This is a genomic window from Caballeronia choica (assembly GCF_001544535.1).
Classification (GTDB): Bacteria; Pseudomonadota; Gammaproteobacteria; order Burkholderiales; family Burkholderiaceae; genus Caballeronia; species Caballeronia choica.
The window spans coordinates 1-20,172 of record NZ_FCON02000083.1; the positions used below are offsets into that span (position 1 = coordinate 1).

General features: G+C 58.0%; 18 protein-coding genes. 9 read left to right on the forward strand and 9 right to left on the reverse strand.

Going from position 1 to position 20,172, the window contains the following annotated elements:
* Nucleotides 1–257 (reverse strand): hypothetical protein (locus AWB68_RS28055; protein WP_200828813.1); only part of this gene is annotated, 257 nt, incomplete at its 3' end.
* 140 nt (nucleotides 258–397) lie between these two features.
* On the opposite strand from AWB68_RS28055, the gene AWB68_RS28060 reads away from it, so the two are divergent.
* Nucleotides 398–652, forward strand: a complete 255-nt coding sequence (locus AWB68_RS28060) for a hypothetical protein (protein WP_087647601.1) — start codon at nucleotides 398–400, stop codon at nucleotides 650–652.
* A 507-nt stretch (nucleotides 653–1,159) separates the two neighbouring features.
* Here the strand turns inward: AWB68_RS28060 and AWB68_RS51530 are convergent.
* Nucleotides 1,160–1,312, reverse strand: a complete 153-nt coding sequence (locus AWB68_RS51530; RefSeq protein WP_374729616.1) for a hypothetical protein — start codon at nucleotides 1,310–1,312, stop codon at nucleotides 1,160–1,162.
* 1,274 nt (nucleotides 1,313–2,586) lie between these two features.
* Here AWB68_RS51530 and AWB68_RS49685 point away from each other — a divergent pair.
* Nucleotides 2,587–2,844, forward strand: a complete 258-nt coding sequence (locus AWB68_RS49685) for a hypothetical protein (protein ID WP_087647603.1) — start codon at nucleotides 2,587–2,589, stop codon at nucleotides 2,842–2,844.
* Between the two features lie 254 nt (nucleotides 2,845–3,098).
* The gene (locus tag AWB68_RS28080) at nucleotides 3,099–3,527 is read left to right on the forward strand and encodes a hypothetical protein (RefSeq protein WP_235028535.1); all 429 of its coding nucleotides are present in this window, start codon (nucleotides 3,099–3,101) and stop codon (nucleotides 3,525–3,527) included.
* A gap of 172 nt (nucleotides 3,528–3,699) precedes the next feature.
* Here the strand turns inward: AWB68_RS28080 and AWB68_RS28085 are convergent, their stop codons facing one another.
* Nucleotides 3,700–4,245: a Uma2 family endonuclease gene (locus AWB68_RS28085; RefSeq protein WP_087647605.1), complete on the reverse strand. Its 546-nt coding sequence runs from the start codon at nucleotides 4,243–4,245 to the stop codon at nucleotides 3,700–3,702.
* 612 nt (nucleotides 4,246–4,857) lie between these two features.
* On the opposite strand from AWB68_RS28085, the gene AWB68_RS28090 reads away from it, so the two are divergent.
* Nucleotides 4,858–5,070 (forward strand): hypothetical protein, encoded by a 213-nt coding sequence (locus tag AWB68_RS28090; RefSeq protein WP_087647606.1) that lies wholly within the window; start codon nucleotides 4,858–4,860, stop codon nucleotides 5,068–5,070.
* A gap of 167 nt (nucleotides 5,071–5,237) precedes the next feature.
* On the opposite strand, the gene AWB68_RS28095 is transcribed toward AWB68_RS28090, so the two are convergent.
* The 6 genes from AWB68_RS28095 to gabT all read right to left on the reverse strand — a co-directional run bounded on the left by AWB68_RS28095 (nucleotide 5,238) and on the right by gabT (nucleotide 11,734).
* Complete coding sequence (locus tag AWB68_RS28095; protein WP_087647607.1) at nucleotides 5,238–5,981, reverse strand: GNAT family N-acetyltransferase; 744 nt, start codon at nucleotides 5,979–5,981, stop codon at nucleotides 5,238–5,240.
* Between the two features lie 179 nt (nucleotides 5,982–6,160).
* Nucleotides 6,161–7,144, reverse strand: coding sequence for a GTP-binding protein (locus AWB68_RS28100; RefSeq protein ID WP_160110077.1), 984 nt, complete (start codon nucleotides 7,142–7,144; stop codon nucleotides 6,161–6,163).
* A gap of 7 nt (nucleotides 7,145–7,151) precedes the next feature.
* Nucleotides 7,152–8,756 carry an amidohydrolase family protein gene (locus AWB68_RS28105; protein WP_087647609.1) on the reverse strand — a complete coding sequence of 535 codons (1,605 nt, stop codon included), beginning with the start codon at nucleotides 8,754–8,756 and terminating at the stop codon, nucleotides 7,152–7,154.
* Nucleotides 8,757–8,801: 45 nt separating this feature from the next.
* Nucleotides 8,802–9,140 carry a tRNA-binding protein gene (locus AWB68_RS28110; RefSeq protein WP_087647610.1) on the reverse strand — a complete coding sequence of 113 codons (339 nt, stop codon included), beginning with the start codon at nucleotides 9,138–9,140 and terminating at the stop codon, nucleotides 8,802–8,804.
* A 29-nt stretch (nucleotides 9,141–9,169) separates the two neighbouring features.
* On the reverse strand, nucleotides 9,170–10,432 hold the full coding sequence (locus tag AWB68_RS28115) for an aldehyde dehydrogenase family protein (RefSeq protein WP_087647611.1): 1,263 nt from the start codon (nucleotides 10,430–10,432) through the stop codon (nucleotides 9,170–9,172).
* Nucleotides 10,433–10,435: 3 nt separating this feature from the next.
* Nucleotides 10,436–11,734 (reverse strand): 4-aminobutyrate--2-oxoglutarate transaminase, encoded by a 1,299-nt coding sequence (gabT, locus tag AWB68_RS28120; protein WP_087647612.1) that lies wholly within the window; start codon nucleotides 11,732–11,734, stop codon nucleotides 10,436–10,438.
* A 256-nt stretch (nucleotides 11,735–11,990) separates the two neighbouring features.
* On the opposite strand from gabT, the gene AWB68_RS28125 reads away from it, so the two are divergent.
* The 5 genes from AWB68_RS28125 (at nucleotide 11,991) to AWB68_RS28145 (ending at nucleotide 20,116) form a co-directional block, all read left to right on the forward strand.
* Nucleotides 11,991–13,277: an MFS transporter gene (locus AWB68_RS28125; protein WP_087647613.1), complete on the forward strand. Its 1,287-nt coding sequence runs from the start codon at nucleotides 11,991–11,993 to the stop codon at nucleotides 13,275–13,277.
* A gap of 48 nt (nucleotides 13,278–13,325) precedes the next feature.
* The gene (locus AWB68_RS28130; RefSeq protein WP_087647614.1) at nucleotides 13,326–14,888 is read left to right on the forward strand and encodes a PucR family transcriptional regulator; all 1,563 of its coding nucleotides are present in this window, start codon (nucleotides 13,326–13,328) and stop codon (nucleotides 14,886–14,888) included.
* A 74-nt stretch (nucleotides 14,889–14,962) separates the two neighbouring features.
* Entirely contained in the window at nucleotides 14,963–17,998 is a 3,036-nt protein-coding gene (locus AWB68_RS28135) for an FAD-binding and (Fe-S)-binding domain-containing protein (protein WP_235028536.1), read from the forward strand.
* Nucleotides 17,995–18,600 carry a hypothetical protein gene (locus AWB68_RS28140; RefSeq protein ID WP_087647615.1) on the forward strand — a complete coding sequence of 202 codons (606 nt, stop codon included), beginning with the start codon at nucleotides 17,995–17,997 and terminating at the stop codon, nucleotides 18,598–18,600. The genes AWB68_RS28135 and AWB68_RS28140 overlap by 4 nt, the downstream gene beginning before the upstream one ends.
* Before the next feature lie 133 nt (nucleotides 18,601–18,733).
* Nucleotides 18,734–20,116, forward strand: a complete 1,383-nt coding sequence (locus AWB68_RS28145) for an aspartate aminotransferase family protein (protein ID WP_087647616.1) — start codon at nucleotides 18,734–18,736, stop codon at nucleotides 20,114–20,116.
* Nucleotides 20,117–20,172: the final 56 nt, after the last annotated feature.

Sequence of the window (20,172 nt, forward strand, 5' to 3'; positions counted from 1 at the left end):
TCGCGCTCCTTGAGGCCAGCATCGATACCGGCCAAGGCACGCTCGCGCCATTCTTCGAGCCGGTATATCGGTACCGATACCTCGCGCGAAATGGCATCCACCGGCTCGCCGCGCAATAGCCGCAAGACGACTTCTTTCTTCCGGTTCGCTGACCACCGCTTCACTTCGGCGGCCGCGCCGGGGGCGCTTCCAGTCGCGCTACGCGCTCCTTCCACCGCCCCCGGCACAACCTCAGTGACATTCGACTTCTTCAGCATGTTCAACTCCGTTTCCAGATACACGTTTTACCCCAAAATCGTGTCCAGAAAAATCGGAGGCGGTTCATTGTAGTCTGCCCGCACGGTTTCCGGAACCTTAATTCCGGCCCTTCCATCCCGCATCCATACCTGGAGGTTCTATGTCGTCTCATTCCCACGACCTCGCTGCCCTCGAAAAGAACATCGAGGCCATCCACGGCATCTTTAAGTGTTCTTCTGAAGAACACAAAGCGGAAAGGCTCATTGGCATTATCCACAACCTCGGGTGGACATCTATCGCCGAATATGCCTTGGTGGCACACGGGCTCGAGAACGCGCTGGCGCAAGCTGAGGCCGCCACCAAAACCTACGCGGCGCTGGTAGAAGACGCGCAAAAAGTCGGACAGAGGGCCTAAACATTACCTGAAAAAATGGACGTGAAGCGGTCCGCCCACGTCCTCAAAAAAGTGACTTTCGCACGGTCTCGAAAGACTTCTTTCACAAAGAAGAAGTCAAGACGTCTTTAGCGACTTCAGTTATACGCAGCAAGCCGAACTCGGCGGGGACTTCGGACGAGCTTAGCATGGCGTGCGGCGACAACGACGGCTTGAGGCCAACATCGCGTAAGGTCAGTCCGGAACCTAGTTGCGGTGTAGTCGGAGCTGCATTAGGTCAATTCTCGACGTTAGGACGAGGCTTTCTACGAACGTCGAGTTCGCGGGGCAGACGGACGTTGAGTGTTCCCGGCCGCAGACAATCGCGGTTTGCGAGGCAGATGCGCCTTGCTAATATTATCGTCCGCTCTGACGAAGACTTGCATCGGCGCCCGGCATTCTACCCGCCGCCGTCAATCAATGGACCTCGGGCACAAATATATAGCCTCCCGCAACGTCGCCATACGCGCGCGCCTTCCCCTGAATCAATCACTGCGCTGTCAGAGCGCACAGCGCTGCGTCCAAAGCGTCGATTGACTTCAACTGGGTGGTGTCGAAGCCGAGTTCCTCGAGCAGTCGACGCCGCTGCGTTCGCTTCTGCTTTGCTGAGGCAAAGTCACGTCCGAGAAGCGCGCACGTGATGGCGTGGGGGAACGTTTCAAAGGTCGCAGGCTCGCCGAATACCGGTCGGTCCTCAGGACGGGATGAATGTCGGCAAACACCTCATAGACACGTGCGCCGTTGAACATCCACTCGTAAAAGCCGCTAGTGCTCGCGTTCGCACGCGCCAGCGTCGGGGTCGCGAAGCACGAAATGCGTTCCCGCGCCATTTCTCCGCTGCCCGACCGATGCCTTCGACTCCCCATTGCGAAGGCGCATCGATGCCAACAACAGATACTTTGAATTGCAAACAGCGCTCGTGAAGTTCGCGAACGTCCAGGCTTGACGCAACGAACGTGACGGCTGAACCTTGCAGTACTACGAGATGAAAGCCCTTCTTCGTCCCGCCGACATCGATGCCGGCCACCATATCAGTTTGCTCGGCAGCCATGTGTTCTTATAACCTCGAATCTGCTTAGCATGAGAAGACAAGCGCAACGCACAAGCGTCGAAGCCTGGGGTCAAAGAGTCCAGACATTGGTAAGCAGCGCATCGGACCAGGAAAATTCTAATGGGCTTTCGAGAAGGTTGCTGCGTGAATCACAGTCGCTCCACAGTCGAGGCGCGTTTCGTTATCCTGGAGCGATGGTTCTCACCGCGTCGAGCCTAGGCGTGCCCTTTAAGCCCAAGGGGGTGGTACGTACACGCCCCTTGTCTTCGATGCTGCGTAGAGACAGCAACGATTGCCCTGGACTTCGTCGCCGGCGACCGGGTTCGCCGATGGAGGAATTGCAGGGTCGTCTAAAAAGATTCTAACAGGACGGCACCACACCACGGTTCGCCAGAACTGGGCGCCGATGGCGCACCTCGCATCAGCCTAACTTTTCGTCGTCTCCGGACAATTAGTTACGAATGTCACATCTCGCGAGTGTGCGAAAAGGCATGTGCCAACGTTAAGTGCAAAGTCCGGCAAACAATTTGAACGCTGGTGCGGTGAGTCGTGACAAGGCCAAATATGAACAGAAAGGTGACTATATGTGCAGCGCTCGGCTTCGCAGTGAGCGTAATATCGACGGCAGCCACGGCCCACGTAGACGTTGGCATTGGTTTGGCCATTCCAGGCCCAATGTATGACCCGGTCCAACCAGAGTATCTGCCACCGCCCCCGCCTCCGCCGCCCGTTTATGCTGTACCACCTCCTCCGAATGTTTACGCGCCGGCACCGCCGGTGATGGCCTATGGCGGCACGGCTGGAGCGGCGACTGAGTTGCGCTGCTGAGGCGAAGACTTTGAACCATCTTCACAGGAAATTACCCATGAAAACATGCAGTGGTCTTACCTTGATTCTTACGTTGCTCGCTCTAGGAAGCGCTCAAACAGCAAATGCGGCTGGCTGCATCAAGGGCGCAGTCGTCGGCGGGGTTGCCGGACACTACGCGGGACGTCATGCAGTCGTAGGCGCTGTTGGCGGCTGTATCGTCGGCCATCATCTAGCGAAGAAGCGCGCCGAAGAAAAGGCCGTGCAACCTCCGACTGTCCACGCACAGGGGACAGATTCCGCGCGGTCGTTCTAAAAAATAGGCGCATGACAGACCCGTCGCTTTGCGACGTCGCCTCACCGCGTGGCCGCGCAAATCGTGCGAGCGCTTAAGGCCGCGTTAACTATTCTCGTCCACTATTTCCGTGCCCACCTATCTCGGCGCCCTGGCTTGGGCGGAGACGACTTCTTAACGATTAGGCAGCACGTACTCTTCTTTTAAAGATTGCTAGAGAAACTGGAACAGGTGTGAATCGTAAAATGCGAACACAAAAACAAACGAGAGCGGCGATGTCGCCGCTGCTCCGTGCGCTCGTGTATAGCCGGGCCACCCATGAACCTGTCGTTCAGGCGATGCTTCTGCAGGCTTACGCGGCCCTCGATGCGTTTGCCCGAGGGCACGGGTCGCCAGAGCTATACATAACCTTCGGACGGCATTTGCTGGTGTCCGAAGAACTCTGCCGCCTCGGTCACCACTCAAACCGCCTTTCCGAGGTCAAGCTCGCACACGGGGCTATGGCATATTTCGATTTCGCTGAGCGTCATGGCAATGGCTTAGCTATCGGCGAACATGAATACGTTAGATTGTGCGTAGCGCTCGACATTCTTTCGGCGCAGCTATCCGCGTCCTCGCTCGGTGACATCGCGAAGGCTGAGGCAAAGATGGCCGAGGGGTTGGGTCGGGTCGTCGAGCATCCAGTGGTGGCCGAGGTAGAGTGACGCAAAGGCAATGCGCCCACCCAGCCGAAGCGTCGTTTTCCGGATGCGATGTTCGTCGACTTCTGCGAACTGTTGTAGCTAAGGTCCGGGCAGATGTCTGAACACGACGCGGACTTGAGGCCCTCGTATAGCTGGAGTCCTGCGAATTGTCGCGCCTCATCGACGAACATCGCTAGCCGTGGCCCCCTGCGCCGCGCCCTTCGAAATACATCGGGTCAAGCGTTGGCGCCGCAACGAACATTGAAGCTTTCCGCTGGCCGGCGGCTCCCCAATACTCGACCTGCCCGTGCTGCCCGATAACTATCACTTCGCGGGCACCGCCCTCCAGATACGCCATGACCCTCCGGTCGATGTCCCGCATCCGGTCACTATCGAGCAACACCTCAACGCAAAGGTCAGGGACGAACGGCACCGGGTCGTCGCGGTCGAATCTTTCCCACTTGTCGCACGGCATCCATACGACGTCTGGCACCCTGATGCCAAATGACGAGGTCGTAACCGCCACCGACATGGCGGCAAGGTGACCAATCTGTGCGGTCAGTTGACAGTAAACGTCCGTGAGCACTATCTGGCGCCTTGCCGACGGCGCGGGAGTCAGTCTCGCTTCGCCGAGTTCGTCTAGCTCATATTGGTGGTGCCCGGCAAGTTCTGCCTTCGGTATGAGGCGATGCCACGCGGCGAGCAGTTCGTAGCGGTCCAGAAGAGCAGGTGTGCCCATAGTCATCTCGCGAGGAAGTCGCGTAAGCGTAAACCCGCCCCGGCGGCTTGACAATTGTTATGTATTTGTGCGCCGCACAAAATGAGCTATGCTAGGCAGCATTCGGCGGTGAAATCGTTTGGCGTGGGGCATTGTCCCGTTATGGTCCATCGCCTATGCCTCAACGAACCGCGGTCTGATGCTCACCTGGTTTCTCAGATTTATTGTGCAGCGCAGTGACAGCACCGAAGTGAAGCCGAAACACCAACGCAATTTCCGGTGCTTGCCGAGGTCAAGCCAAAAACTGTTGGCCGCAAGGTGCGCCCCCGGGCCGAACCATAAACGCCATGCGTCCGCCCGCCAAAGGACGCTAGGCTCGAACATGAGACTTTTTCGGCACTAAGCAATTCGTAAACTCACTTTTGGCATGCGAGCCGCGAACCTTGAACTACGAGCGCTGGCTCTACCCCGCCCTGTCCAGACGTCTACGCGTCCCTCATAGGCGGAGCCATCAAAAAATTCTTGCAGCGCGGCCAGCAAATCCGACTGGCAAGACGGGGCCGGGGCGTAGCCAACGCCTAGGGGTAGGTTCTTACAGCACGCGCTACCCGGGCAAACGGAAGGAGGTCCAACATGAAGCTTGACGACGCGACTTTCCGGCAATTGCGCCGACTCGCTCCGGTTCTCGATGACGTACTGAACGCAGGAGAAGTCGAGCACGCCGACCAAGCCATCGGCCTAGCCTCACTTGCTCAGGTATGCTCGAACCTATTTGACGCCTATCACGACCAACACCCGAGCGAAATTGGGCAAGCGCGACTCGACGCTCTCGAGCCGCCTCAGTAACGCACCCTTTCTGGGCCGCCTGGCGGCTTCAGGTATCGCCGGTACACTCGAACAATATATCGCATTGACTTCAAAACGTGACTGCACGCCCATGCGTACACGGCAGACTTTCTGCAGCACGCTCGCTGGCTCGGAAAGCCGCGGGCCCGGGACGCTAGAGTCGACCTTTAACGCAGTTCCAACTCGATGTCGTCAAAGAGAACGTGCTGAAGCCCGCCAGCAAAAATCATTGACAGGTCGCCGATTTTCTCGCGAAGGAAAGATGTGGTCTTGCGCAGAAAATGAGCGCCCGAGGATGAGTGAATGTCCGCCCCGATTGCAAAGCTGAAGAGCGTCGGCACACCCGCCCCTGAAAGTCGAATCTCGAGCTCCACGAGTCCAGCCACCGCTAGCTGAGCCACTGCTTCAGCGAGCGAGGCGCCGACGCCAACACCACGGTGATGTGGGACAACCCAGATTTCGAGTACCTCGATTTCAATCGATGCAGCTTGTTCATCGAACCCATCCTCGACCCGAACCACGAACGTGCAATAGCCAACCGGCGAGAGACCAGAGTATGCGACGAGCTGATAGCCAAATCGCGCGCAGCCCGCGGCAAACTCATCGTCGCCACAATCTTCGCCAAGGGTCACAGACGACCAAGCTGCATCGCCGGCAGATAAGCTATGTCCCGAAAGAGGTGACGCTTCATAGCTTGCGCCGTCATCGTCACGGGCGTCGTGCAGCTTCCTTCGCAACAGGCGCACAGCAGCAAGGGAAGACGATTTTTCGTGATGCCCGCAATACACGACGTAACACCGGCCGCCACGCACGCGCTCGAGAACCGCCTCTCCTGCCGTGGCGGCGAGGGCCAACGGGTCGATAAGGGATTCAGTGAGCTGGGAGCTGACCTCGAGCAAATCAGTGGGCATGCAGTAGATTTTTGAGTTCACATCGGGAAGCGGACCCTATTTTACCCTGTTGGGACATTGGGCGCACGGACAGACAACCTATGGCTGTTGCAACCAAAGCGACTAGCAGGAAGCTGGCTCGAGTCCGACCGTACGCATCAGCAGGTACATTTGACGCACTCAGCGGGTCATTTGCTGGGTTATTGATGGTTAAACCAGCTCACCGGGTGCTCCATCGGTATCGAGGCTAAATCTTCTCTCCCACAATCTCTGGCAATGACGATGGCCCCAAGAGGCACCGTCGTCTCTCGGTTGAGACGGCGCGGCGCAGAAAAGGTGGTTCCAACGGACTGCAACAAGAGCCGGTCGTCGATACTTTCACCCGGAACGACCGCCTTGATTCTCAGCAATCGTTCTCCAAGTGCTCCGGCTATATTTTCGAGCCAGTCCAGAGCAACCTCCCAAGGCACATCCGCGTCATACTTGGCGCGAAACACACGAACTCGCGGATGAAGAAGACGTCGGCGCTCTGACTGCCGAGGCTGCGCAATGCCGATGGGCACGTCGATGATGCCAGGCGATGCGCATGCCTCTCGCGCGCGAACCGAGGCAGAGAACTCGTTCACAACTCTGGCGAGCGGGCTCACGGACTTGACCACTTCTATTGCCTCTTCGCGCCTCTCGATTGCTACCGAATCAATTTTCGTGAGAACGACTGTATGGGCAGCGGCGAGTTGCGCTACAGCGTCTTCAAAGTCGGCGCTTTGCAGCGGCGGACGACTGCAATCGTAGGTCGAAACCAAGTGCAACTTTAGTCGCAGGTAAGCGAGTTCCTGCAATGACGAGACTATCGGACCGGGCCGGGATAGTCCGCTACACTCTAGAACAATACGAGAGAAAAGGCTCTGCCCTGCGACTTGGCGAAACTGCATTAGGTCCTGAATCGTGGTGACCAAGTCGCTCGTCATTGAGCAACATACACAACCGTTGCTGAGGGTTGCCATCGACATTCCACTCGCCGATTCCGATAGAACAGCTCCGTCGATGTTTATCTCCCCAGCTTCGTTGACGATGACCGCGGTATCGGACGCATCCTCGCTAGTGTTTAGTAAGCTTTCTATCAAAGAGGTCTTGCCGCTACCCAAGGTGCCCGATACGATAACGAATTGAGGTCCCGTTTGCATACTGTCCTCACTTTGTGCGGGGAGTCCCGGACGCATCCGGCCAGGTTCCGGCAACCATTTCCCGGACGTCAGACAGAAGCTCGTCGACATCGAACACCATCCCGCCCCGAATCGTCTTCTGCAGACACCGCTTGAACTCCGGGCCGTTGGTCTCCTCGTTCAGTCGAACCGCACCGGTCCCATACAGCAGCTTAAAGTCGGTCAGAGGGTTCTGGTCATGCACGAGGATGTCGGCGCGTCTGCCAACTTCGAGGATTCCCGCTTCATCCTCGATTCCAAGAAGCTCGGCGGCATGTGAGGTGGCCGCGCGCATAACTTCAAGCGGCGAGAATCCTGCTTCCTGCAACAATTCAAGCTCCCGAACGAAGCCGAAACCGTACACTTGGTACATAAATCCGGAGTCGCTTCCAGCACAGACGCGTCCGCCGCGATTCTTGTATTCGTTGAGGAAGGTCATGAGGATGCTGAAGCTCTCTTTCCACTCCACCTCGTTCTTCACTGACCAGCGATAAAAGTAAGCACCGTGTCCACCGCGTTGCGGCTGGAAGTATTTCCAAGTCGTGCTGTCAGTGTATTCGTCGTGCCAGTCGGCGCGGCGCGCGCGCATCAAGTCACGGTTGCTGTCATACACGTTCATCGTCGGAACGAAGGTGTGCCCTGCTTCCAAGAATGCTTCAATGACTTCGTTCCACTTTGCGCTGCCCGGTCGCGCTGCTTGCAGGAACGTCTGCCCAGCGGTAGCAAACCGCATGTACTCGTCGTTGTAGTTGTAGTCATCAGCGACGGTCTGGAGGGTGCGACCATCGAACAACGCCTCCGGAATGCCGTACGCGTGCTCCGTGCTCGTCAGACCCCAGCGCGCCGTACGCAGGGAGTTCATGCGACCAACCGAAAGCTGCGCATGGTGACAGCAGGTCCGCAACCCGAGCTTTTTGCTTTCGTCCAGAGCCGCTTGCATGATTGCCGGCGGTGCTCCGAAGAATTTGACACCCCGAGCACCTTTCGCATGCGCCTTGCGCAGCCATTCGCGACCTTGCTCCGGCGTGTAAATGGTCTTCAGGTAATCGTTGACCGCCGGGAAGTACACGTATGGATACAGCGTCGGCGCGGCAATCTTTCCTTCGTCCGCGTCTGCAGCCTGTTGCTGCGTCCAGGCAAGGCCGTTCATTGTTCCAGCCTCGCGCACGCTTGTCACACCATGAGCGAGCCAAAGCTTGTAGACGTAGTCGGCCGGCAACATCTCGCCGTTCTCTGCGTGGAATGGCGTACCGATGTGCGCATGGCAATCGATAAATCCCGGCGTCACAAATTTTCCCGTGCAGTCAATCTCATGGTCACCCGATTGAGGGCGGCGGGCCGAGTTGATAGGCAATCCCGGAACACCAACTGCTTCAACCTGAGTAATACGTCCGTTCTCAACGACGATGTCGGCTGGTCCCCACGGAGGCGCACCAGTGCCATCGATGACCATCGCGCCGCGCAGCACCAGCCTTTTGAAGGGGCCAACGCCACGGTCTCGGGTCGTTGCCGCCTGCACTTGTCCTAATCCCCTCTTGGCAAATCCAGCAACCATCTCTTCGCCAACTTCAATCTCTGCTGTGGGCGCGCTCATGCCGTCTCCATCATTAGGTTACCCTCTGCGGGCACTTGATAGTCGTTAAAACACTTTCGTGCCGGGCGCCACGTCGCGCTCAGGCTTCAGATAGACCACCGCACTGTCCGCGTTCTCGACACCCAGCATCAGCACTTCGGACTTGAACCCACCAATGCGTCGACTTCCGAGATTGACTGCGCAGACGACCATTTGGCCCACCATTTCTTCAGCCTGGTACAGCGCCGTGTACTGGCCGCTCGTGGCCAGCTCTCCGAGTTCGCCAAAGTCAATCCAGATTTTGTACGCAGGCCTCCGTGCTTGGGTATTCAGTTCGACTCGCGCGATACGGCCCGCACGCATGTCGACCATAGAAAACGCTTCGTAGGGGGTAGTCTCGCTCATGTTGTGACTGTTCAAAAAAGGTTTGCAATCTAACGGGCGTTTTGTCGGCTGAATCTCGACCAATCGAAGCGCTCATGGTTGACCGACTGCATCAGCGAATCGACAGTTAGGCATGCCGTGCTTGGAAGTTCTGACGGGTGACCGAATCTGACAACAGGAAGAAGCGGACCTTCAAGGTCTTCGACGCATACGCGCATGAACGGCTTCGCGTGGTCCAAAACCATTGGTTGAAGCTGACGTCCATCGAGGACAATTTGTCCACCCAAGAGCGTTGCGCCTTCATACAGCGCGTCTTCGACTTGCTCTGATATCAGTGCCGTGGCGACATCATCGATGACTGGTCCAATGTCCGTTTCGTCATCAAGCGGGTCGCCGACGCGAAGGCTGCTCACCTTGTCGATTAGTGCCGGGATGAGAGAATCAGCGAGAGAATCGTGTACGTACAAACACGATATGCGGCCAGCGCAAGAAAGCAGCGGCGGCAGGAATGCGCGATTGATAACAGCATCGCATCGTGAGGAGACGTCGGCACGGGCGTGAGCCACAAGAGGAATGCGCTCGCTCGCACAAATACTTACGGGTACCACGGCCTCATGGCACACGCTCGATACGAACGTTCCGACGTCGCGGCTTCCTTGAAACCTAACCTCCGTCACTTGCGAACTCATCAGCGCCGCGCGGAGCATCCCGACCGCGTCCGTAGAAGGTGCGACGCACAGGAGCGCGTCCTGCTCATCACCTTCGTTCCAGAGCACAGCAAGTTCCCGCGAAGCCAAAGGCGCTTGGGAGGACGGCTTGATGACGAGAGCTCGTCCTGAGTTCAAAACCGTCGCTGCCTCCCTGACCGTCGAGAGCACTGGGTCACACCAGTTCAAGATGGAGAAAGCTGACTGCGCTGCAGGCCAATCTCGCACAAGCGGAACCGGCGGACAAGAGACATGAGCGTCCAGGGTCGCAACAGCCGTTGCCACCTCCACGCGGGCAAACCGAATAGGTTTTCCCGTCTCGACGCTGACGATGCGCGCCAATTCATCACGCCGCGCTTCAATCTTCGCAGCCCAGTTGCGCAACCGCTCTTGAACACGCTGAGTGTTTTGGAGTTTCCGCGCGGCTCGCGACCCCTCATCGAATCTCGGTGCGAGCGTGCGACAGTCGATGTCGGATGCGCGACCGACTACCGACCCATCATAGGGACTTAAGACGTCAAAAAGGCGCGCGCGGTCCTCGACTTTGCGACCGCTACACGAGCGGGCTAATCCAAGTTCCAACACGTCGTCCGGTTCCTCTGACATTGCTTAAGCTGCAGCCTTAGCTGCAGTCAGCGCACGACCAAAAAGGCCAAGCGCGTCGGACACGTCTTGGTCAGAGACGGTCAGGGGCGACAGGAAGCGAACGACGTTACGCTCGACGCCGCACTTGATAATGAGCAGGCCTTCTTCGCGCGCAGCGTCGAGGATACGTTGAACAAGGGCGCTATCCGGCGTCTTTGCGTGAGCATCTGAGACGAACTCGACCGCAACCATCGAGCCGGTCTGACGAATTTCGCCCATTTCCGAGTGCGTGGCCTTCAGTTCTTCCAGGCCAGCACGAAGTTGCTCGCCGATTTTGACGCTGCGCTCAAGCAGGTTTTCCTGCTCGAAGATGTCGAGCACGGCGTTGGCGGCCGCGCAGCCGAGCGGGTTGCCGCCATACGTGCCGCCCAGTCCACCCGGTTGCGGCGCGTCAACGATTTCGGGGCGACCGACCACGCCCGAGATGGGCAGACCGCCAGCCAGGCTCTTTGCGACCGTCACGAGGTCAGGCTGAATGCCCGAGTGCTGAAAGCCAAACATCTTGCCGGTGCGACCAAAGCCGGTCTGGATTTCATCGCAAATCAGGACGATGCCGTGCTTCTTTGTCAGCTCACGCAGTGCTTGCATGAATTCAGCCGGTGCCGCAAGGAACCCGCCGTCGCCTTGAACAGGTTCGAGAATGATTGCAGCCACACGGTCCGGCTGAATCTGGGTGCTGAAGATTGTCTGGAGCGCCTTGAGCGCTTCGTCCGAGCTAATGCCGTGGTACGCGTTCGGATACGGCGCATGATAGACCTCTGGGGCGAACGGTCCGAAGTTCTGCTTGTAGGGAGCACTCATGCCCGTCAGCGACATGCCGAGGAGCGTGCGGCCATGGAAGCCGCCACGGAATGCAATCACGCCCGGGCGGTTGGTGTAGCCGCGAGCAATCTTGATTGCGTTCTCGACTGCCTCGGCACCAGTGGTCAAGAAGACCGACTTGTAACCTTGGCCGGGAGCAACCAGTTCCGAGAGCCGGGCTGCCAGGCGAACGTACGGCTCGTAGCCGACGACCTGGAAGCAGACGTGCGAGAACGATTCGAGCTGCTGCTGGACAGCCGCAACGACCGCCGGATGGTTATGGCCGACATTCAGCACCCCGATGCCGCCGACGAAATCGAGATACTTTCGACCCTTGTCATCCCACAGATAAGCACCCGCAGCGCGGGTCGCAACGATGGGGTGTGCGGTCGCAACACCGCGCGCGACGTAGGTTTCGCGAAGCGCAGCGGTGCTCTGGCTTTTGTCGAGTTCCTTGTTCATCAAATCCTCCTGAGATGGTGGCCATAGTAGGAAGCCAGAAACCCGACGAATACCTACTAAACGTAGGAATTTGGCGTCCATTTTTCGTTTTTTTTGACGCAGTTCATACTTGATGTACTAATCTGGAATCATTCGTTCCTATCAAACGTGGGTAGTTATGCGATTTCTGGCTGAGTTCAATGGGCTACGGCTGGTTCCTGACCCGGGACCGTACCGACCATTTGAAAAGGGCCTTAGGCACGTATTGGGAGCGGAGATGAACACAGTGAATTTGGCAGGAAACTACGTAGATGAAAAATCCGCGCGACGGCGCGCCATCGTGGCAACCGTACTAGGCAACGGCTTCGAGTGGTTCGACTTCATGGTGTACGGCTTCTTTGCCATCACCATCGCGAAGCTGTTCTTTCCGACGGGCAACGACCTGACATCGCTGATGCTCTCGGTCGCAACGTTCGGCGTCGGCTTCCTTGTGCGCCCATTCGGCGGCATTCTTATCGGCGTCTACTCCGACCGAGCTGGTCGCAAGGCTGCGTTGTCGCTGACTATTCTTTTGATGTGCGCCGGTACGGCAATCATCGGGCTTGCTCCGACGTACTCGCAGATTGGCATGGCCGCCCCTTGCCTGATTGTTTTTGCCCGTCTGTTACAGGGCTTCTCGGCTGGTGGTGAAATGGGTACGGCGACTGCCTTCCTAACGGAACACGCGCCGAAGGGCAAGAAGGCCTATTACTCAAGCTGGATTCAAACCAGCATTGGCTTTGCTGTCCTGTTGGGTGCCTGCTTCGGCACGGGCATTACGCTCGGTCTCTCCACTGCAGACATGGAAAGCTGGGGCTGGCGAATTCCTTTCCTGTCGGGTCTGCTTATTGGACCCATCGGCTTTTTCATCCGTCGGAACTTGGAGGAGACGCCGGTCTTCCTGGACGCAGAGAAGTCGAAGACGCCGCTGGCCGATGTCCTCCGTGACTATCCTTGGCAAGCCTTCGCGAGCTTCGCGATGGTTGTGCTCTGGACGGTGTGTATCTATGTGATTCTTTTCTACATGCCGACGTTCTCGGTGAAGGTCTTGAAGCTCCCGCAGTCAGCGTCGTTCATCGCGGCAATGGTCGGCGGTGGAGTCATCACGGTCTGCTCCCCGTTCACCGGCTGGTATTCGGATAAGGTAGGTCGCAAGTGGCTGCTCGGCGGAGCGTCAGCCGCGATGCTAGTTCTCGCTTGGCCGCTGTTCGCGATGATTGTTAAGGCACCCTCGGTCGCTACGTTGTGCGTGTTCCAAGCTGTGTTCGGCGTGCTCATCGCGATTTACACGGGTCCCATCTTGGCCGCGCTGTCCGAGACGTTCCCGACTAAGGTGCTTTCGACGGGTCTCTCGGTCGCCTACAATCTGGCGGTTATGACGTTCGGCGGCTTCGCATCGCTCATCCTCACGTGGCTCATCAGCACAACGGGAACGTCCATGGCGCCGGCATTCTATGTCATCTTTGCCGCAGCGTTCAGCTTGCTCGGCGTGCTGTTCGGTTATCGCCAGCCCAAAGAGGTTTAATTACTGCCGCGGTGTCTCGCTGATACCGCAGCGAAACTATTCGCCGCTATGAAGCTTGACACCGCCATCCGAGAAACCGTTTTACGTGAAGCAGAAGTAGTCGCTGGAGAAGAGAATCTCCAGCGCGACATCACGTGGGTTCACATGGTCGACCACCCCGATATTGTGAACTGGGTCAAGTCGGGTGAGTTGCTGCTGACGACCGGCTACAACTGGCCGAACGACGCCGAAGCATCACGGCGGCTGGTGCGGGACCTAAGCGAAGTGGGGCTTGCTGGCGTCGTCCTCGCGGTTCCTCACTTTCGCGACCACTTTCCGACAGAGGCTATCGAGGAGGCACGCAGCGTCGGCTTTCCCCTCCTTGAATTGCCATGGGCCGTTCAGTTTAGCCAGGTCACCCACGAGATACTCGCCAAGATAATTTACTTCCAAGCCGAGATTATCGAGCGCTCTGAGCAATTGCACCGCGCGTTGACCAATGCAGCGGTCACGGCCAACAGCCTGAGCGACATCGCGAACACGCTGCGCAAGCTCGTGGGGCGAGAAGTTACGTTCACGAACCTTTCCGGCGAGATTCTCGGCACGTCGGCCGACGAAGCTGCAGTTCAATCTCTCGAGAAACAGTTCCTCGGCTCTCTGTCGGACTCGCCAATCGACGCAGCCGGCTCTCAGAGGCCCACCCGCATAAAATTTCTCTACCCGGGGCACGATGGCTATCGGCTGCGCATCTCGGTTCGCCTTCACGATTCTCTAGTCGCAGTACTCTGGCTCGATTTAGAGGGTTCGGAAGTTGATGAACTCGACGTTCGCGCGATGGAGCACGCAAGTGTCGTCGCGGCCCTTCATCTCATGCACCAGCGGCAACTGGCCCAGCAGGAAGACCGCTTGGGCTATGCACTCGTAGCCGGCTTACTTGATGGCGAGTTTTCCGCATCCCCTAGTGCGCTGGAGCGGGCGCGCGTGTGCGGTTGGAGTCAGACGAGCGCATATCACATTTGCCTCGTGCTTCTGGACGAACCCATCCCACTCACAACGGAAGGACTCAACCGCCGAGAACGGTGGGTCGAATCACTCAAACACCAGCTTCGCTCCAACGGGCAACCGGAACTGCTCGCAATATGGTTGAATCAGATAAAGTTCATCCTCCCAGCGGAAGTGGCGCCAGAGACATTGTGGGAATCGGTGAGTGACCAACGCGCGGCCATGGCAATCAGCCGCGTGCACTCTGGCATTGACGGTATGGCGACAGGCTCGAAGGATGTTGACGCATTGCTGCCGACCTTGCGTCCAGGAAGACTGCATCGATTCGACGAAATTCTCTTTCCTCGCGCGCTTCTCGGCGATGCAAACGCACGCGACATGCTCATCGAGCGGCTAGTGACGCCTCTTGTCTCGCGACCGCGCGGCGAATCGCTGTTGGAAACGCTGTGTACGCTGGCCGATGAGGGCTTCCAGTTGGTCAATGCGGCACGCTCGCTCGGCATACACATCAGCACGATGCGCTATCGCCTCGAGCGAATCGAAGAATTTCTCAACATCACTCTGGAAGACCCGAAAGTCCGTTTTCAGGTTCAGGTTGCGATGGCGCTGTATCGTCTTCGCGAAGATTGACCCGCCTCTTCATACTTTAAGTAGGAAGACATCGGCATTGTGCCGCGTTTTAATTTGGAATGACGCGAGACTTCTTGGCAAACGCGCAGTTCGCGCCGAGCCCCCGTCTCGCCGCTTTTTCCGGATTTCGCGACCACATGAATTCGAATTCGTCCTCCACTCGCCCCGACCTCAACAAGCTTCTCTCCCTGCAGCGCCAACTCGCTCAGACGACGGACGCGGAGATTAGGTTCGATGCCGGGTCTCGAGCCGCATATGCCTCTGAGGCATCGAACTACCGGCAGGTTCCGATTGGTGTTGTCCTCCCGCGAACGGTCGAAGACGTCGTGTCCATCATGCGCGCATGCCACGATGCGGGGGTACCGGTTTTGACGCGCGGCGCAGGCACGTCGATGTGCGGCCAGTCCGTGAATGTCGCGGTGATTATCGACACGTCTCGTCACCTGACCCGAATTGAGCACCTTGATGGCGCGAGTCGCACGGCGGTGGTCCAACCTGGCGTTATCTGCGACCAACTGAAAAGCGCGGCCGCCCTCAAGGGATTGACGTTTGGTCCCGACCCCGCCACGCATAGCCGCTGCACGATTGGCGGCATGGTCGGCAATAACTCTTGTGGCGCTCATTCGGTGATGGCTGGGAAGACGGCCGAGAACATCGAATCGATGGAAATCCTGACGTACGACGGCGAGCGGTTCTGGGTTGGACCGACCGACGAAGAAGCGTTCCAGGCACATCTGGCCGCGGGCGGCCGGCGCGCCGAGATTGTCCAAGCGCTCGGAGACTTGGTCGACCGTTACGCTGACGAGATTCGTGCCGGTTTCCCCAAGCTCAAACGCCGGGTGTCAGGCTACGGCCTTGACCAGTTGCTGCCAGAAAACGGTTTCAACATCGCTCGCGCGCTCGTCGGCTCGGAAGGCACATGCGTCTCGGTCTTGCGAGCAACAACGACTCTGGTGCGTAACCCGACCGCGCGAGTCGTTACTGTTTTTGGCTTTCCCACCATCTTTGATGCGGCCGACTGCGTCCCGCAACTGCTTCCCCTCGAGCCCATCGCGATGGAAGGGCTCGATACCGGCATCGTCGGTGGCTTGCGTGAACGAGGACTCGCGCTAGCCGATATCGCGGAGCTGCCTGAAGGTAACGCCTGGCTGATGGTTGAGTTCGGCACCGACAATCTCGAATCGTCGCTGAAGCGGGCGCAAGCGGCCGCGGACCTGGCGAATTCGCTGCCTGGTCTCCCGAATGCACGCGTGGTCGCAGATGCGGCAATGATGAAGCGGCTGTGGTCGATTCGCGAAACCGGCGCTTCCGCTACGTCCATCGGCGACGACCCGTCAAAGCCGGACCCTGTCGTCGGCTGGGAAGACGCTGCAGTCGAACCTCGTCTCCTTGGCGCGTACCTGCGAGAGTTTTCCGCGCTCGTCGAGCGCTATGGATACACGACCAACATGTATGGCCACTTCGGTGACGGATGCATTCACTCTCGTATCAACTTCGACCTGCGCAACAGCCAGGGGATTCACACATGGCGAAACTTCCTGGAGGAAGCCGCGAAGCTCGTCGTCAAGTATGAGGGCTCTCTTTCGGGTGAACACGGCGATGGACAGGCGAAGGGCCAACTGCTTTCGCTGATGTACTCGCCCGAGCTCATGGATACATTCCGCGAATTCAAGACAATCTGGGACCCGAAGAATCGCATGAATCCTGGCAAGCTCATCGACGCAATGCCTGTGGATGAGAATCTGCGGCTTGGACCGACCTACCGTCGCGTAGATGTGCCCAGCCATTTTTCGTTCGGCAATCTGCAGAGTCCGGACACTTTTGCGCGTGCCACTGAACGATGCATCGGCATGGGCAAATGCCGCTCTCTGGAAGGTGGGACGATGTGTCCGAGCTATCGCGCGACGCGCGAAGAGAAGTATTCGACGCGCGGACGCAGTCGCCTGCTCTTCGAAATGCTCAAGGGCGAGGTCATCACTGACGGTTGGGACAACAAGGAAGTCAAGGACTCGCTCGACAACTGTCTGGCATGCAAGGGCTGCCGCAGCGATTGCCCGACACACGTCGACCTGGCCAAATACAAGAGTCAGTTCTTGTATGAGCACTATCAGAAAGCGAAACGTCCGCTAATGGACACGATGATTGGGCACATCGGGACGTGGCTGCCGGTCGCAACTCGAATCAGTGGGCTGGTCAACGTCGCAATGAAAATGCGGCCGTTCCGTGCGGTTGCCGAGAAGTTCGGACTCGCCTCGCACGTGAAGTTTCCAGCTGTTGCCGCAACAGCGTTTCGAAACGGTGAAACCTGCAAGGGTCTGTTGAGCGCAAGCAAGCTGGATGCTCACTCTGCTCTATCAAAAACAGTCCTGCTCTGGACCGACACCTTCAACAACGGGTTCTCACCCGACGTTCTCGAAGCCTCCGTCCGTGTCCTGCGGTCTTACGGCGTCGACGTACGTCTCATGAGTAAGCAGATGTGCTGCGGACGCCCTTACTACGACGCCGGGATGATTGACCACGCCAAGCGCAACCTTGTGGACATCATGGCGCAGCTGAAGGACGTCATCGCCTTGGGACTACCCGTGGTTGTGCTCGAACCGAGTTGCCTCTCCGTATTCCGGGACGAACTCCGCTCACTGTTCCCGACTGACGACAAGGCGGCTGCACTGGCCGCATCGGTCAAGACGTTAGCCGAATACCTTGAATCGGAAGACTTCGACGTGCCAAAGCTGGATGAAAGTGTCTACGTCCACGGGCACTGTCATCAGAAAGCCTGTGGGGGAGTTCAAGCAGAGTCACGACTGGTAGGCAAGGCAGCTCAATCGGGAGCTGTACTGCAAACAGGCTGTTGCGGTATGGCCGGGGCCTTCGGCTATCACACAAAGACCGCGGGCATTGCACGCTCGGTTGCTGAGTCTGAGCTTGTTCCCAAGATTCAGCCGCTCGATGAGAACGCAGTGCTGGTGAGCGATGGATTCAGCTGTCGCTCACAGATTCGGAACACCACGGGACGCTCTGCGATTCACCTCGCGCAGTGGCTCGATGGCAGAGCAAAAAGAAATCCGGCGCCTCGCCGGGTCAAATCGTCCAAACAGGAGGAAACCGTATGAATCGTAGAGATTTCGCCAGTCTTGCCGCTGTCGGCGCTTCCGCATTGTTCCTTCCTCGTGCCGGCAACGCCGCAACGAGCGCACCCAGTAGCGATTCGGCTGCGACGCTCGCCCAAGGCCAAAATGCGATTCGCCAAGGGACGTCACGGGACGAAGCGATTCGGGCATGGCTCGAAGTCGTCAAGCCGAAACTCCCGTTTCTTCAGGCGACTGCGCTGGTCTCCCGTCCGAAGCCTGAGGCCCCGAAAGAGCTCGGTGCCGTCCGGCGCATTTACTCGACGGTGCCGAGCTCGTACCCCGTTGGGGGCTGGAAGCAGCTGTCAGGCTCGGATTGGGCACGAAAAGTACTTGAACGTGGTGAAGTCCTCGTTGCGAACAGTGACGCCGACCTCGAGCACTACTTCCCGGACCACAAGCTGCTGAAATCTCTCGGTACGGCAACGCTCGTCAATATCCCAGTCGTTGTCTGCAAGCGGACCGTCGGCGCGTTTGCATTCATGTGCGCGGAAGTTGTTCCCGAAAGTGCCATCACCGAGGAAATCCGACTGTTGACCGCGCTGACCGCGCCGTTGTTCTCCGACGACCTGGTGCCGACTGCTTAACGTCACAGCAGAAAATGCCGCGCTGAGTTTCAACTCGGTCGGATAAGCCATCATCGGAGCATGCTGTGCAAAACCATATGCCGCATGCTCCGGATACTCTAAGGATAGGCAAAACCCTATCGAGGATTGTGAAATGTCTCTAGCATCGCTTATTGATTCCGACCGTAAGCATCTCATCCACCCTGTCGCCAATTATCGTGCACACGAAAAGCGCGGGGCAACAGTGCTGGAGCGCGGCAAGGGCGCTTGGCTTTACGACGCACAGGGCAACGAGTTGCTGGATGCGTTCGCGGGGCTGTGGTGCGTGAATACCGGCTACGGTCACGAAAGCATCGTAAAGGTCGCGGCAGAGCAGATGGCAAAACTGCCTTATGCAACCGGCTACTTTCACTTTGGCTCCCAGCCTGCAATTGAACTCGCCGAACGGCTTGTTGAACTCTCGCCGAAAAACCTGCAGCACGTATACTTTTCGTTGGGCGGTTCGGACGCTGTCGATTCCGCACTGCGCTTCATCACGCATTACTACAACGCCATTGGCCGGCCGAGCAAAAAGCACTTCATTGCTCTTGAACGTGGCTATCATGGCTCGTCATGCGTTGGCTCTGGTCTGACTGCCATCGCGAGCTTTCATCGCAACTTCGATGTGCCGCTCCCCACGCAGCATCACATCCCGTCGCCGTATCCCTATCGAAGCGAGACACCCAACGATGCACAGGCCATCATCGCAAATTCGGTGAAAGCGCTCGAGGACAAGGTCGCCACGCTCGGTACCGACAATGTCGCCGCATTCTTCTGTGAACCTGTTCAAGGTTCGGGCGGCGTCATCGTCCCGCCGAAGGGATGGCTGAAGGCGATGCGTGACGCGTGCCGACGTCTGGATATTTTGTTCGTTGCCGACGAGGTGATTACTGCCTTCGGCCGAACGGGCCCAATGTTCGCATGCGAAGCCGAGACGGTTGAGCCGGACCTCATGACTATCGCGAAAGGATTGACTGCAGGCTACGCCCCCATGGGCGCCGTGCTGATGTCTGACGCTGTCTATCAAGGCATCGCTGATGGTAGCAAGCCTGGAGAAGCGGTCGGCCTCGGCCAAACATACTCCTCGCACCCGGTAAGCGCAGCTGTCGGCCTCGAAGTGCTGCGCCTTTATACAGAGGGCGGTCTCCTCGCGAACGGCCAGGCCCAAGCTCCAAAATTCGCGCAGGGCCTCGACAGCTTGCTCGACCATCCGCTCGTGGGCGACTCGCGACACGTAGGTCTTTTGGGCGCAGTGGAACTGGTCGCAGATAAATCCACGCGAGCTCGCTTCGACCCGGCACTGCATCTCGCAGACAGAATCTTCGACGCGTCCGCTCGCAACAAAATTGTTTTCAGAGCGTTCGGCGACAACATCCTCGGATTTGCTCCGGCGCTCTGCTACACAAGCGATGAGGTCAGCATGATGGTGGAGCGTGTTCGAAAGACGCTCGATGACGTTCTGGAATGCGCTGATGTGCGCCGCGCAATTAAAGGGTAAGCCCGTCTAGGTCAGGTTGGACGGGCAAAGAGTAGCGCATCTTTTCGAAGGTATTG

Bases quoted from the DNA above. Each gene is read 5' to 3' on its own strand.
- AWB68_RS28125 (WP_087647613.1), top strand. From the start codon at position 11,991: ATGAACACAGTGAATTTGGCAGGAAACTACGTAGATGAAAAATCCGCG.
- AWB68_RS28110 (WP_087647610.1), bottom strand. From the start codon at position 9,140: ATGAGCGAGACTACCCCCTACGAAGCGTTTTCTATGGTCGACATGCGT.
- AWB68_RS28060 (WP_087647601.1), top strand. From the start codon at position 398: ATGTCGTCTCATTCCCACGACCTCGCTGCCCTCGAAAAGAACATCGAG.
- AWB68_RS28090 (WP_087647606.1), top strand. From the start codon at position 4,858: ATGAAGCTTGACGACGCGACTTTCCGGCAATTGCGCCGACTCGCTCCG.
- AWB68_RS28080 (WP_235028535.1), top strand. From the start codon at position 3,099: ATGTCGCCGCTGCTCCGTGCGCTCGTGTATAGCCGGGCCACCCATGAA.
- AWB68_RS28085 (WP_087647605.1), bottom strand. From the start codon at position 4,245: ATGGGCACACCTGCTCTTCTGGACCGCTACGAACTGCTCGCCGCGTGG.
- AWB68_RS28145 (WP_087647616.1), top strand. From the start codon at position 18,734: ATGTCTCTAGCATCGCTTATTGATTCCGACCGTAAGCATCTCATCCAC.
- AWB68_RS49685 (WP_087647603.1), top strand. From the start codon at position 2,587: ATGAAAACATGCAGTGGTCTTACCTTGATTCTTACGTTGCTCGCTCTA.
- AWB68_RS28115 (WP_087647611.1), bottom strand. From the start codon at position 10,432: ATGTCAGAGGAACCGGACGACGTGTTGGAACTTGGATTAGCCCGCTCG.
- gabT (WP_087647612.1), bottom strand. From the start codon at position 11,734: ATGAACAAGGAACTCGACAAAAGCCAGAGCACCGCTGCGCTTCGCGAA.
- AWB68_RS28095 (WP_087647607.1), bottom strand. From the start codon at position 5,981: ATGCCCACTGATTTGCTCGAGGTCAGCTCCCAGCTCACTGAATCCCTT.
- AWB68_RS28105 (WP_087647609.1), bottom strand. From the start codon at position 8,756: ATGAGCGCGCCCACAGCAGAGATTGAAGTTGGCGAAGAGATGGTTGCT.
- AWB68_RS28130 (WP_087647614.1), top strand. From the start codon at position 13,326: ATGAAGCTTGACACCGCCATCCGAGAAACCGTTTTACGTGAAGCAGAA.
- AWB68_RS28100 (WP_160110077.1), bottom strand. From the start codon at position 7,144: ATGCAAACGGGACCTCAATTCGTTATCGTATCGGGCACCTTGGGTAGC.
- AWB68_RS28140 (WP_087647615.1), top strand. From the start codon at position 17,995: ATGAATCGTAGAGATTTCGCCAGTCTTGCCGCTGTCGGCGCTTCCGCA.